At 73.3% G+C, this 13331-nt stretch carries 11 protein-coding genes; 3 read left to right on the top strand and 8 right to left on the bottom strand.

Annotated elements, in window-relative coordinates; all coding sequences use genetic code 11:
* Positions 1-536 precede the first annotated feature (536 nt).
* Both ACNQOV_RS07085 and ACNQOV_RS07080 read right to left on the bottom strand, forming a co-directional pair.
* The gene (locus ACNQOV_RS07085; RefSeq protein ID WP_416393942.1) at positions 537-1340 is read right to left on the bottom strand and encodes an Fpg/Nei family DNA glycosylase; all 804 of its coding nucleotides are present in this window, start codon (positions 1338-1340) and stop codon (positions 537-539) included.
* A 20-nt stretch (positions 1341-1360) separates the two neighbouring features.
* Positions 1361-6139 carry a DEAD/DEAH box helicase gene (locus ACNQOV_RS07080; RefSeq protein WP_416393941.1) on the bottom strand — a complete coding sequence of 1593 codons (4779 nt, stop codon included), beginning with the start codon at positions 6137-6139 and terminating at the stop codon, positions 1361-1363.
* A 170-nt stretch (positions 6140-6309) separates the two neighbouring features.
* On the opposite strand from ACNQOV_RS07080, the gene ACNQOV_RS07075 reads away from it, so the two are divergent.
* Positions 6310-6948, top strand: a complete 639-nt coding sequence (locus ACNQOV_RS07075) for a PadR family transcriptional regulator (RefSeq protein WP_416393940.1) — start codon at positions 6310-6312, stop codon at positions 6946-6948.
* A 186-nt stretch (positions 6949-7134) separates the two neighbouring features.
* Here the strand turns inward: ACNQOV_RS07075 and ACNQOV_RS07070 are convergent, their stop codons facing one another.
* Positions 7135-7761 (bottom strand): alpha/beta hydrolase, encoded by a 627-nt coding sequence (locus ACNQOV_RS07070; protein ID WP_416393939.1) that lies wholly within the window; start codon positions 7759-7761, stop codon positions 7135-7137.
* Positions 7762-7846: 85 nt separating this feature from the next.
* On the opposite strand from ACNQOV_RS07070, the gene ACNQOV_RS07065 reads away from it, so the two are divergent.
* Complete coding sequence (locus ACNQOV_RS07065) at positions 7847-8389, top strand: NUDIX hydrolase family protein (RefSeq protein WP_022906920.1); 543 nt, start codon at positions 7847-7849, stop codon at positions 8387-8389.
* 82 nt (positions 8390-8471) lie between these two features.
* Here the strand turns inward: ACNQOV_RS07065 and ACNQOV_RS07060 are convergent, their stop codons facing one another.
* Positions 8472-8675: a CsbD family protein gene (locus ACNQOV_RS07060; protein WP_022906919.1), complete on the bottom strand. Its 204-nt coding sequence runs from the start codon at positions 8673-8675 to the stop codon at positions 8472-8474.
* Between the two features lie 169 nt (positions 8676-8844).
* A complete protein-coding gene (locus ACNQOV_RS07055) occupies positions 8845-10449 on the bottom strand; it encodes a DEAD/DEAH box helicase (RefSeq protein ID WP_416393938.1) in 1605 nt (534 codons plus the stop codon).
* A gap of 275 nt (positions 10450-10724) precedes the next feature.
* On the opposite strand from ACNQOV_RS07055, the gene ACNQOV_RS07050 reads away from it, so the two are divergent.
* Positions 10725-11561 (top strand): endo alpha-1,4 polygalactosaminidase, encoded by an 837-nt coding sequence (locus ACNQOV_RS07050; protein WP_416393937.1) that lies wholly within the window; start codon positions 10725-10727, stop codon positions 11559-11561.
* A gap of 156 nt (positions 11562-11717) precedes the next feature.
* Here the strand turns inward: ACNQOV_RS07050 and ACNQOV_RS07045 are convergent, their stop codons facing one another.
* From ACNQOV_RS07045 to ACNQOV_RS07035, 3 genes are all read right to left on the bottom strand, one after another.
* Positions 11718-12077, bottom strand: a complete 360-nt coding sequence (locus tag ACNQOV_RS07045) for a GntR family transcriptional regulator (protein WP_031262164.1) — start codon at positions 12075-12077, stop codon at positions 11718-11720.
* 10 nt (positions 12078-12087) lie between these two features.
* On the bottom strand, positions 12088-12657 hold the full coding sequence (locus ACNQOV_RS07040) for a DUF1684 domain-containing protein (RefSeq protein WP_416393981.1): 570 nt from the start codon (positions 12655-12657) through the stop codon (positions 12088-12090).
* 127 nt (positions 12658-12784) lie between these two features.
* The gene (locus tag ACNQOV_RS07035; protein WP_022906915.1) at positions 12785-13276 is read right to left on the bottom strand and encodes a hypothetical protein; all 492 of its coding nucleotides are present in this window, start codon (positions 13274-13276) and stop codon (positions 12785-12787) included.
* Between the last annotated feature and the right edge of the window lie 55 nt (positions 13277-13331).

Below are 13331 nucleotides of genomic sequence, written 5' to 3'. Positions count from 1 at the left end.
TCGTTCGCGATCCGGTGCGAGGAAGGTGGCTCGGTGCGGCGCTGCAAGCTCGCACCGAGCGGTCGCCGGCGCATCGGCTGGACAACCTCGCACGGTGCGCGGCGCGCTGACCCCGCACCGGCCGGGCAACCTCACACCGCGCGGCCGACCATGCACGGTGCTGGGCGCCCCCGGGCGCCTCGCGCGGAGTCCCCGTCCGCCCCGCACCGTGCGTCGTTCGCGATCCGGTGCGAGGAAGGTGGCCCGGTGCGGCGTTGCATGCTCGCACCGAGCGGTCGCCGGCGCACCCGCCGAACAACCGCGCACGGTGCGCCGCCCGCTGACCTCGCACCGGCCGGGCAACCTCGCACCGTGCGGCCGACCACGCACGGTGCTGGGCGCCGCCGGGCGCCTCGAGCGGGGTCCCCGCCCGCCCCGCACCGTGCGTCGTTCGCGATCCGGTGCGAGGAAGGTCGCTCGGTGCGGCGCTGCATGCTTGCACCGAGCGGTTGCCGGCGCACCGGCCGGACAACCCCGCACGGTGCGCGGTGTGCCGATCAGGTCTGGCAGCGCGGGCACCAGTACGTGTCGCGCAGCGTGAGCTCCGAGTCGCCGAGTTCCCCGTGCCGGATCGGCGTCCCACACCGCAGGCACGGCTTCCCCGCTCGCCCGTACACCCAGAAGCGCCGCCCGGGCCGGTCGACACCGGTGGTCACCCGGGCGTTCCGGTCCCGGTTGGCGAGGATGAGTCGGCTCGCCAGGGCGATCACCCGCGCCGGGTCGTGCACCTCGCGCACCGGACGGGTCGGCAGCACGCCGCGCAGGAAGCACAGCTCGTTCCGGTACACGTTGCCGAGGCCAGCGAGCACCCGCTGGTCGAGCAGCGCCAGGCCGATCGGACGCTCCGGGTCGCGCTCGAGGTTCGCCAGGGCGAGGTCGGCGTCCCAGTCGGTACCGAGCAGATCGGGACCGAGGTACCCGACGACCTCGGACTCCTGGTCGCGAGGGACGACCTCGAGCACACCGAGGGTGAAGCCGACCGTGGAGACATCGGCGGCGCTGCCCGGTCCACCGCCGGTCGCGTCGAGGACCACTCTGGCCTGGTGCGCCGGGCGACGCCATCGGTCCCCGGGGGCGTAGACGTCCCACCGGCCCTCCATCTTGAGGTGCGAGTGGATGGTGAGGTCACCGATCCGGTGCAGCAGGTGCTTGCCACGGGGAACGACCTCGTCCACGGTGCGGCCGACGAGGTCGAGCGTCGCGAACGCCGGCACCCGGAAGTCGCTCCGGGTGAGGACCTTCCCCGCCAGGGCGGTGTGGAGCCGTCGCGCGGCCCGGAAGACGGTGTCGCCCTCAGGCACGGGCCACCCCCGTCGAGTCGTCAGACACGGAGACGCAACCCCTGCGGTGTGGCGGTGAACCCGGCCTCGCGGAGCGCCGAACCGAGCGGCGTCTCGAGGACGAAGTCCCCGTTCACCCGCTCGACCGAGAGCTTCCGCAGGCCGGTCCGCACGGTGGCCGCGATCGACGCCGCGGCCACGGCGAGGTCGGCCGGATCGTCGGTGAAGGTCAGCACCGACTTGCCGCCACGCTCGACGTACACCGCGAGGTGCCCGTCGACCGTCGTGACGAGCGCGCCCGCCTTGCGCCCGGGCCGGTGGCCTCTTCCCGTGGTCTTCGCAGGAGCCGGGTCCGCGGCCGCACCGGAACGATCAGCGGTGCTGTCGGCGCTGCCCGCAGCGTCGTCGGGGCCGGCGGAGTCCGACGGCCACGGCAGCGACGCCCCGAACGGGTTCGCCGGGTCGGTCGCCGCGAGGGTCAACGCTTCGCGGGCGCGGTCTGGATCGGCGCGTTCGTCGTCGTCGAGGTCTCGCGCGTACGTGCGGAGCCGGTCGACGGTGGGCCCGGTCGCGAACTGTGCGGCCCCGAGCCCCTCGACGAAGTACCCGCGGCGGGCCCGGCCGGACTCCTCGAAGCGGGAGAGCACCCGGTACACGCCGGCGAAGCCACCGCGGACACCCTCGACCTGCACGGCGCCGCGGGTGACGACGCCGTACCGTTCGAGCAGCTGTTCGGCGGTCGCCGCGGCCCGGACGGTCGAGTCGGACTCGGCCAGGGGCAGCAGGGACCACCGGCCACCGACGGACGGCGGACCGGACTGCGTCGGCAACGTCGGCCGTCGACGCCCGCGGTACGCCCGGGCGCGGGGCGCGCTGGAGCTCTTCGCCTTCCCGCCGAGCATCGCCCGCAGCGGCGCGAAGGTGTCGTTCGTGATCTGTCCCGCCCACACGAGGTCCCACAGCGCGGTCGACAGGGCGGTGTCGTCGGTGCTCCCCACCGCCTGTCCGAGCTGCCGGAAGAAGTACGCCCCGCCTCCGGCCAGTGCTCCGAGCACGTCCCGTTGCAGTTCGGTCGTCTCGTCACCGGAGGGCTCGGCCAAGGTGGTCGCGGCGGTGTCGGCCAGGTGCAGGCGGACCCAGCCGTCGTTGCCGGGCAGGGTGCCACCACCCGACCAGAGGACCTCGCCCGTGGCGGTGAGCTCGTCGAGCATGCTCGGCGCGTAGTCGCTGACACGGACCGGCAGGACCAGGGTCTCCCACGCGCTGGCGGGCAGGGCCACCCCGGCGAGTTGATCGACGACCTGGAGCACCCCGTCGATGCCGCGCAGGCCGCTGCGGGCCCCGCCCGTCCGGACGTGCTGCCACGCGGGCAGGAACCGCGCGAGGGCGTCCGGCGCGACCGGCTCGACCTCGTGCCGGAGCGCCGCGAGCGACTTCGTGCGGATGCGGCGCAGCACCTCGGCGTCGCACCACTCCGCACCCTGCCGGTCGGGACGGAACTCGCCCTCGACCACACGGCGGTCGGCGACGAGCCGCCGCAGGGTGTCCTGCACCACGGCGATCCCGAGGCCGAGTCGTCCGGCTGCGTCCTGCGCCGAGAACGGCCCGTGCGAGCGGGAGTACCGACCGACCAGGTCACCGAGCGGATCCGCGACCGGTTCGACGAACGCCGTCGGCACGCCGATCGGCAGGGGCACCCCGAGGGCGTCGCGCAGGCGCGAGGCGTCCTCGATCACGGCCCACCGGGTCGCACCGGCGTGCGAGAACGAGAGCACACGGCGGTCGCGTTCGAGCGCTGCGAGCGCGGTCTGCACCTCGGTCGCAGCGGCGGCGCGGTCTTCCGCTGCCGCCAGCCAGCTCCGGTCCACGATCTCGTCGAGGTCGAGTGCGCCGACGAGCCGCAGCACGTCGACGATCCCCTCGGTGTCGCGCGCCCGGCGATCCGGCGACAGGCGTTGCAGGTCGCGTTCGACCGAGGCGATGACGGCGGGGTCGAGGAGTTCCCGCAGCTCTGCCCGACCGAGCAGTTCGCCGAGCAGGGTCGAGTCGAGCGACAGCGCTGCGGCCCGACGTTCGGCCAGCGGCGAGTCGCCCTCGTACATGAACGCGGCCACGTACCCGAAGAGCAGCGAACGCGCGAACGGCGACGGGGTCTCCGTCTCGGTCTCGACCAACCGGATGCGGCGCCCCGCGATGTCGTCGGCGATCCCCAGCAGTGCGGGGACGTCGTACACGTCCTGCAGCACCTCGCGCACGGTCTCGAGCACGATCGGGAACGACGGGTACTTCTGGGCGACCTCGAGCAGCTGCGACGCCCGCTGCCGCTGCTGCCAGAGCGGCGACCGCTGCCCGGGGTTCCGTCGGGGCAGCAGGAGCGCCCGGGCGGCACATTCGCGGAACCGGGCGGCGAAGAGCGCCGACGCCCCGACCTCGTCGGTGACGAGCGCGTCGAGGTCGTCCCGCTCGAACACGAACAGGTCGGCACCGGGCGGCTCGGCGTCGGTCTCGGGGATGCGCACCACGATCCCGTCGTCGGCCGCCATCGCGTCGCCGTCGATCCCGTGGCGTTCCCGGAGCCGGGCGGCGACCGCCAGTGCCCACGGCGCGTGCACCTGCATGCCGTAGGGCGAGTGCAGGATGAGTCGCCAGTCGCCGAGCTCGTCGCGGAAGCGCTCCACGACGAGCGTCGTGTCGTTCGGCACGTGCCCGGTCGCAGCACGCTGGTCGCGCAGGAAGGTCAGCAGGTTCGTCACCGCGCGCTCGTCGAGTCCGCCGGCGGCGACCCGGGCGCGGGCGTCGTCGTCCGACGCTCCCTCGACCTCGCGCACGAAGGTCCCGGTGGCACGCCCGAGCTCGGCGGGGCGACCGATGCCGTCGCCCTTCCAGAACGGCACGCGACCCGGCTGTCCGAAGGCCGGACTGACCAGCACCCGGTCGTGGGTGATCTCCTCGATGCGCCAGCTCGTCGCGCCGAGGGCGAAGACGTCGCCCACGCGGGACTCGTACACCATCTCCTCGTCGAGCTCGCCGACGCGGGAGGCCTTCTCGCCCACCATGAAGACGCCGAACATGCCGCGGTCCGGGATCGTCCCGCCGCTGGTCACCGCGAGTCGCTGCGCGCCCGGTCGCCCGGTCAGCGTGCCGTGCACGCGGTCCCACACCAGGCGCGGGCGGAGCTCGGCGAACTCGTCGCTCGGGTAGCGGCCTGTGACGAGGTCGAGCGTGGCCTCGAACGCCGACCGGGGGAGTCCGCTGAACGGGGCGCTCCGCCGGACCAGCTCGAACCAGTGCTCGACGTCGACCGTGTCGATCGCACCCGCCGCCACCGTGTGCTGCGCCAGGACGTCGAGGGGGTTCGCCGGCACCGAGATCGACTCGATCTGCCCGGACACCATCCGCTCGACCGTCACGGCGCTGTTCACCAGGTCGGCCCGGTGCTTCGGGAACAGCACGCCGCGCGAGATCTCGCCGACCTGGTGCCCGGCGCGACCGACGCGCTGCAGGCCGCTGGCGACGGACGGCGGCGCCTCGACCTGCACGACGAGGTCGACCTCGCCCATGTCGATGCCGAGCTCGAGCGAACTCGTCGCGACGACGCAGCGCAGTCGACCAGACTTCAGGTCGTCCTCGATGATCGCGCGCTGGTCCTTCGAGACGGAACCGTGGTGGGCGCGGGCGAGCACGGGCACCGAGGCGTCGGACCCGCCGCCGCCGGTCTGCCCGGACGCGCCGATCACCTGCGCCGGGGGCCGCTTCGTCCCCTGGGGTGCGACCGCATGCGCCGACGTCCGCGCCGGCGACTGGGGACGTCCACGCGCGACCGGCAGCCCGTCGTCGGCGGGGGAGGCGCCTGCCGGCACGAGTGCACCGTCACCGACGGAGCCGGCCGCCGTCAGCACCCGTTCCTCGTGGATCTCGTTGAGCCGAGCCGTCAGCCGTTCGGCCAGACGTCGGGAGTTCGCGAAGACGATCGTCGACCGGTGTTCCTCGACAAGGTCGACCACCCGTTCCTCGACGTGGGGCCAGATCGAGCCGTTCGTCGGGGACTCCGTCGCGTCCGCTCCGACCGGCGGCGCACCGAGCTCGGTCATGTCGTCGACGGGGACGACCACGCGCAGGTCGAAGGTCTTCTGCGCCGGCGGCGCGATGATCGACACCGGGGCGCGTCCGCCGAGGAACCGCGCGACCTCTTCCGGTGGGCGCACCGTCGCCGAGAGGCCGATGCGCTGCACGGGCTTCTCGAGCAGGTCGTCGAGCCGCTCCAGTGACACCGCGAGGTGCGCTCCCCGCTTGGTGGACGCCACCGCGTGCACCTCGTCCACGATCACGGTGTCGACGTTGACGAGGGTCTCGCGCGCCTGCGAGGTGAGCATCAGGTAGAGCGACTCGGGCGTGGTGATGAGGATGTCCGGCGGCTGCCGCAGCAGCTTCTGCCGGTCGGACGACGGGGTGTCACCGCTGCGGACCCCGACCGTGACGTCTGGTGGTTCGAGCCCGAGGCGCCGGGCGGTCTGGGTGATGCCGACGAGCGGGCTGCGCAGGTTCCGTTCGACGTCGACGCCCAGTGCCTTCAACGGGGACACGTAGAGCACCCGGGTGCGCTGCTTCGCGGGTGGCCGGTCGGTCGAGCTGATGAGCCGGTCGATCGACCACAGGAACGAGGCCAGCGTCTTGCCGGAGCCCGTCGGGGCGATCACGAGCGCGTGCTGCCCGGTGGAGACGGCGTCCCACGCGCCGGCCTGTGCCGGGGTCGGTGCGGCGAAGGCGCCGCGGAACCACTCCGCGGTGGCGGGGGAGAAGCGCTCGAGCACGTCCGTCATGGTCCGTCCCATCCTGCCCGCCACCACCGACAGCGGCCCGAGCGGACGTACCCCTTGACAGAGCGATAGTTACCGATCTATCGTTGACCCATCGCGATACGACGAAGACGATTCCGGTCAGACCGATCGCGAGCCGACTCAGCACAACGGAAGGACGCATCATGCGACCCATGCACAACGACTTCGACACCACCCAGCACCCGCGCGGCCCCCGCTTCGGCGGCGCGCGGCAGCACCACGGCGCCGGCTTCCCCGGCCGCGACCGCGGTGACCACGACCACGGCGGACGCGGTGGCTTCGGCCCCGGCTTCGGTCGCGGGTTCGGACCCGGCTTCGGCGGCCCGATGGCCGGCGGTCCCGGCTTCGGGCGCGAACGCCGTCGCCGCGGCGACGTCCGCCTCGCGATCCTCGGCCTGCTGGCCGAGGGCCCCCAGAACGGCTACGCCGTCATCAAGACCATCGCCGAACGCACCGGCGGCGCCTGGAAGCCGAGCCCCGGTTCGGTCTACCCGACGTTCCAGCAGCTCGTGGACGAGGACCTCGTCGTCTCCACGGGTGACGGTCGCAAGACGCTCTTCGAACTGACCGACGCCGGCAGGGCCGAGGCCGAGGCGAAGGCGGACGAGATCGCCGCGGCCTTCGACGCGCCGGGCCTCCCGGACGCGTCGCGCGAGTTCATCGAGGCGCTCCGGAAGACCATGGGCGTCCTGCACATGTACCGCACCAGCGCGACCGAGGAGCAGGCGAAGGCGGCCACGGCCAAGATCGACCAGCTCCGCAAGGACCTCCTGCAGATCCTCGCCGACTGACGTCGGAACCCCGGACGGGGGGGGGGGGGGGGGCGCGGCCCCCCCCCCCCCCCCCCCCCCCCCGTCCACATCGTGAGCAGCAATGGTCGAGTCCGCACGTCGGACCCGACCATTTCTGCTCACCAAGCGGGGCGGGCGCGCCGAGCGCGCCGGGCGCGCCGAGCGGGGCGAGCGGGGCGGGCGCGGCTACGCGCCGATGAACGCGGCCACGTCCGCCAGCTCCGCTGCCGACACCGCGTGCGGCAGCCCCGCGTAGGTGCGATCGGTCACGGCGGTGTGCGCCGCAGCCCACGCCTGCGTCCGGGCGGTGGCCTCGCCGGGGATCACCGGGTCGAGGTCGCCGTGCCCGAGGAACACCCGGGGCCGGACGGCGGCGACGGCCTCGTCGCGCGGGTCCGTCACGCCTGGCTCGCCCGGCACGACGAACCCGGACAGCGACACGGCGAAGGCGAACGCAGCCGGCCGTGCACGCAGCAGCTGCAGCGCCATCGACCCACCCTGCGAGAACCCGAGCAGGCCGATCCGCGGGTGCTCGGCCGCCACCGAGTCGATCCAGGCGAGGACCTCGGCGGCGGACTCGTCGACGGGCCCCGGCGCGGGCGACCCCGGCGTGCCGAGGGGGTACCAGCTCCACCCCTGGCCGAACGGCATCGGTGCGCGGAGCGATGCGACGGTCCACGACGGCGGCAGCGCCGGCGCGAGCCCGAGCAGGTCGCGCTCGTTCGACCCGACCCCGTGCAGGGCGACGAGCAGCGGCGTCCCCACCCGCTCGGAGGGGTCCCGGGTCCACTGCACGGCGTCGCGATCGATCATGCGCCCGACTGTAGTTGCCGCACCGACGCGGCTCGATCCCCGCGCGTTCCGCCGAACTCGCCGCGACGACTGGTAGACACGGTGCATGGCCTCGCTGCGCACCCCCGACCCCGACTCCGGCTGGCTGTCCGACGAGGAGCTCGCGAACGTCCGCCGTCGACTGCCGATCTGCTACGTCGAGGCGGTCCCCGTCCGGACCGACGGCCTCGGCGTCGTCACCGAGGTGGGGGTGCTGCTGCGCGTCTCGCCGAGCGGCTCGATCGCCCGCACGCTCGTCTCCGGGCGGGTGATGTTCGGCGAGTCGATCCGGACCGCGCTGTTCCGGCACCTCGAGAAGGACCTCGGCCCGATGGCGTTCCCGCAGCTGCCGTCGAGCCCCACGCCGTTCACCGTCGCGGAGTACTTCCCGCTGCCGGGCGCCTCGGTCTACACCGACGAGCGGCAGCACGCCATCTCCCTCGCCTACGTCGTCCCCGTCACCGGGACGTGCGAGCCGCGCCAGGACGCGCTCGAGCTGACGTGGATGAGCCCCATGGAAGCGGCCTCCGACGCCGTCGCCGACGAGATGGAGGGCGGTCGCGGAGCACTCCTCCGCGCCGGCCTCGCATCGGTCGGCGCGCTCCTGTAGCGCGCGCCGCCACCCCCACGCACGACGAAGCCCCCGGATCCGAATCGGACCCGGGGGCTTCGCAGCGCGGTACTGGACCGGCTTACTTGTTGTCGTTCTTGAGGCTGTCGGCCACGCCTGAAGCGGCGTCCTTGACGTCCGTACCGGCCTGCTTGGTGTCGGCCTTGACCTGATCGGTCTTGCCCTCCGCCTTGAGGTGGTCGTTGTCCGTCACGTTCCCGACGGCTTCCTTGGCCTTGCCAGCTGCCTTCGCAGCGGCGTTCTTGACGTCTTCGATCCCAGCCATAGGCTCTCCTTCCGACAGCGGACAAATCCCCGTCAGTCGCTCGCGCGGCATCCGGTGAAAGAGAACCTACGCCGCCTGCGATGCTGGCTCGCAGGGAGCGTCAAGGTTCGGATCAGCGCGCGGAACCGGCGGGTCGCGGTCGGGTCAGCGCTGTGCGCGGCGCGAGCCGTCAGCGCGCGGAACCGGCGGGTCGGGAGGCACGGCGCGAGCCACCACGACGGTTGCCGCCCGACTCGGTGCCGGTCCCACGACCGGCGGCGTAGCCGCCCTCGGACGACCAGACCGGAGCGGACCCGCCACGGACGGTGTCGCTCGACGCACGGCGGCTGCCGCCGCTGCGGCGCCCACCGGACGCGGCACCGGAGCGCTGCCCACCGGCGGAGCCGGTCGACGCGCCGGCACCGGCCTCGGCGGGGCGACCGCCGCGACGCCCTGCACCGGACGACCCGGAAGCCGAGCCGGTGCGCGCGGGCTGCGCCGCGCCTCCCGTGCGACCGCCGCGACCACGGCGACGACCGCCGCCAGCGGTGTCGGACTCGGCGGTGCGCTGCTTCGGCTGACGCTGCTGCTGGGGCTGCTCGGGTGCGACGTGGCGGACCGGGGCGACCTCGCCGACGAGCGTGGTGACCGCCGGGGAGTTCGCGGTGACCTGCTGCGGCGTGACCTTGATCGCGGCCGCGCGCATCATCTGCGCGACGTCACGACGCTCGGCGGGCATCGTCACGGTGACGACGTCGCCGGAGGAACCGGCACGGGCGGTGCGGCCCGAACGGTGCAGGTACGCCTTGTGCTCGGTCGGCGGGTCGACGTGCACGACGAGCTCGACGTGGTCGACGTGCACGCCGCGGGCGGCGACGTCGGTGGCGACGAGCACGAGGGCCTCGCCGGAGGAGAACTTGGCGAGGTTCCGCTCACGGGCGCCCTGCGACAGGTTGCCCTGCAGGTCGACGGCCGGGATGCCCTGGCTGCTGAGCTGCTTGGCGAGGCGCTTCGCGTGGTGCTTCGTGCGCATGAAGAGGATGCGACGACCGGTGCCGCTCGCGAGCGTCCGGACCAGGTCCTTCTTCGCGTCGGCGTCGGCGACCTCGAAGAGGTGGTGGGTCATCGCCTCGACGGGGCTGTTCGCCTCGTCGACCGAGTGCATGACCGGGTTGTGCAGGAACTTCTTGACGAGCTTGTCCACGCCGTTGTCGAGCGTGGCGGAGAACAGCAGGCGCTGCCCCTGCTCGGGCGTGGCCTGCATGATCTTGGTCACGCCGGGGAGGAAGCCCATGTCGGCCATGTGGTCTGCTTCGTCGAGGACGGTCACCTCGATGTCGCCGAGGTTGACGTGGCCCTGCTGCATGAGGTCGGCGAGACGGCCGGGGCACGCCACGACGACGTCCACGCCGCCGCGCAGGGCGTCGACCTGACGACCCTGTCCGACGCCGCCGAAGACGGTCGTGGTGTTCAGGCCCATGGCCTTGGCGAGCGGGGAGAGGGCGACGTCGATCTGGGTCGCGAGCTCACGGGTAGGGGCGAGCACCAGGGCACGGGGCCGACCGGCGCGGCGCTTGCGGCCACTGGCGGCGAGGCGCGCGACGAGCGGGATCGCGAACGCGATCGTCTTGCCGGAGCCGGTGCGGCCGCGGCCGAGCACGTCCTTGCCCTGCAGGGAGTCGGGGAGCGTGTCCTCCTGGATGGGGAACGCGGTCTCCTTGCCCTGGTCGGCGAGGACGGCGACCATCGGCGCGGGGACGCCGAGGTCGGAGAAACGGATGTCTTCGTTGGTCATGGTGACCTTTCGAGCCGGATGAGACCGGCTGTGGGCGCGCTTGCGAGGCAGCACGCGGGCGGGATGCGCGCCAACAGAGGTGGCTGGCGCAGTCGCCGCAGCAGAGAAGCCTGGCACCTTCACAGAGGTGATCGATCCTCGGTCCGTGGACCGGGAGTTCGGGGGCGTCCGTACGACGCACGAGGCGATCGGCGCCTCGAGTACGACCAGCATAGCGTGCTCCGCCCCGATCCCCCCAGACCCGGCCGTGCACCGGCCCGTGCGAGGATGCAGCGGTGCGCACACGATCCGTCCTGCTGACCATCGCGATGACCATGGTGGCGGTCCTCGGCACGGCGGGCTGTGCGTCGGCCGCTCCGTCCGGCGGGAGCGCCGCGTCGTACACGAACCTGCCGACGTCGGGGCGTCCGGACTACCAGCTCGGGGGGTCGTACACGCCGCCGTCCGGCGTGACGATCGTCGAGCGGGACAGCACCGACCGGCCCGCTGCCGGCACGTACTCGATCTGCTACGTGAACGGCTTCCAGACCCAGCCCGATGCCGCGAGCACGTGGAAGCGGTCGTACCCGTCGGCGATCCTCCGCGACCGCGCGGGCAAGCCGGTCTCCGACCCGGGGTGGCCGGACGAGATGCTGCTCGACACCCGGACCGCTGCGAAGCGGGCACTCATCACGAAGGTGCTCGCGAAGACCGTCGCCCGGTGCGCCGACCGCGGGTTCGACGCCGTCGAGTTCGACAACCTCGACTCGTGGACCCGGTCGCACGGCGCGCTGACCCGGGCGGGCAACCTCGCGCTCGCGGCCGCGCTCGTCCGCCTCGGACACCGTGCGGGTCTCGCGGTCGGGCAGAAGAACACCCCGCAGCTCGGGGTCGCCGGTCGGAAGAGCACCGGGTTCGACTTCGTGGTCGCCGAGGAGTGCTTCGTCTACGACGAGTGCGGCGCGTACACGAAGGTGTACGGCGGACGGGTCATCGACATCGAGTACTCCGACAACAGCGAGCGGCCGTGGTCGTCGGTGTGTGCGTCGTCGAAGCGGCCGGCGATGACGATCCTGCGCGACCGGGACCTCGTGACGCCGTCGAGCGACGAGTACGTGTACGAGCACTGCTGACGGGACCCCGGGGCGCGGGTTCTTCCCAGGACGGCCGCGATGGAAGGTCGAACCGGGCGTACCTGGCCCGAACTTCCGACCGGGTACGCCCGGAAGCGCCAGGTACGCCCGAAAGCGCCAGGTACGCGCGAAAGCCCCTGGAGCGCCCCGCGCGCGTCAGGCGGGCCAGGCGTCCCGGAGCGCTGCCGCAGCCTGATCGGCCGACAGCCCGGCTGCCCGGGCGGCCGCGGCGAGGGCACGGGCGGCGTCCGTCACCGCCGACGGGACCTCTGCGGGGCGGATGACCCGGGTGCCGGCGCCCCGGGCGGTGTGCACGAGTCCGGCCTCCTCGAGGAGCTGGTAGGCGCGTGCCACGGTGCCGGCGGCGAGGCCGAGCTCGTCCGCGAGTCCCCGGACGCTGGGCAGCCGCTCACCGTCCACGAGGTACCCGGCGCTGATCTGCGCGGCGATCTGGGACCTGACCTGCTCGAACGGCGGGATGCGCCCACCGGCGTCGATCGCGACGAGACCCGACATGTGCTCCACCCTAGAAGTCGTACTGCTCGCCGACGGGGATCGGGACCGCGACGGTGTTGCCGGGCGGCGCGAGCGGGCACGCCCACGCCGGGTCGTACGCGCACGACGGGTTGTAGGCGAAGTTGAAGTCGAGGACGAGCTCGCCGCCGTCGCCCCCGAGGTCCGCGCCCTTGATCGTGTCGAGCAGGTAGCGGCCACCGCCGTAGGTCCCGCGGGCCTTGCCGGCACTGGCGTCCTTCACCGGGACGAACACACCGCCCGCGTAGCCGCCGTGCGACCAGACGTCGAGCGAGCCGATGCCGGCGAGGGTCACGACCCCGAGCCGGTCGAAGTGCACGATGCCGTCGGTGCCCGTCTCGACGTCCATGGCGAGGGCCTCGGCGGGCTCGATGCGGGCCCGGAACCGCCACGACGGGTCGTAGTCCGGGACGGGCAGGGACTCGAAGTCGCGGGCGTCCTCGTCGAGGAGCGGACTCGCCGGGTGCTCGCCGAACATCGCGTCGCGGGTCTCGCGCCACATCGCGTGGGCGGTCTCGGGATCGCTGGTCGCCCGTACTCGTCGGTACAGGTCGAAGGTCATCCGCCGCCAGTCCACGGTGGCGAGCGTGCTGTGCACGCGGTCGTCGGTTGCCGGCTCATGCGTCTGGCTCACGGTGCGAGCGTACGCCCCTCGGGCCGTGCCGGGAGGAACGGCGCGGGCCCGGCGGTCAGGCCGCGGCTCGTCGAGCGCGTCGCCACCCGGGCGCGAGGGCGCGCATCCGCAGCGCGCGCCACTGCCAGATCACCCACATCCCCGGCCACAGCAGGACGCCGAGCGCCGCGGGGCGCATCCGGTAGGACAGCCGGTCGACGAGCTCGGTCCGTCCGTCCCCGAGGTCGACGGTCGCCATCCGGTGCTGCATGGTCATCCGTCCGAACAGCCCGCTCGTGCCGCCGCCGTTGTCGCGTTGCACGGGCACGCCGCGCACCTCGTACAGGTCGAGGTCGACGTGCGTGTCGCCGCTCGGGAACACCCCGAAAGCGCTCGCCGTGATCGGGTGCGGGGTGCCGGGGACCCACCGCACCGGGAACCCCTCGGGGTCGCGCGAGCGGTAGACCAGGAACGGCTTCGTCACCGCCACCATGACCGACGGGGAGAGCAGGGCGTCGCGCACGGCCTCGGCCGGTGCGTCGAGGGTGATGCGGAGGCCCACGTGCATGGGGCGAACGCTACTCGCCGACGGTGGGCACCCGGTGGGGTGCTGCGCGGGTCGG

The sequence above is a fragment of the Curtobacterium sp. LFS084 genome (genome assembly GCF_047977705.1).
GTDB lineage: Bacteria > Actinomycetota > Actinomycetes > Actinomycetales > Microbacteriaceae > Curtobacterium.
The sequence above is the reverse complement of the archived record's forward strand: the minus strand, read 5'-3'. Positions and strand labels throughout refer to the sequence as shown.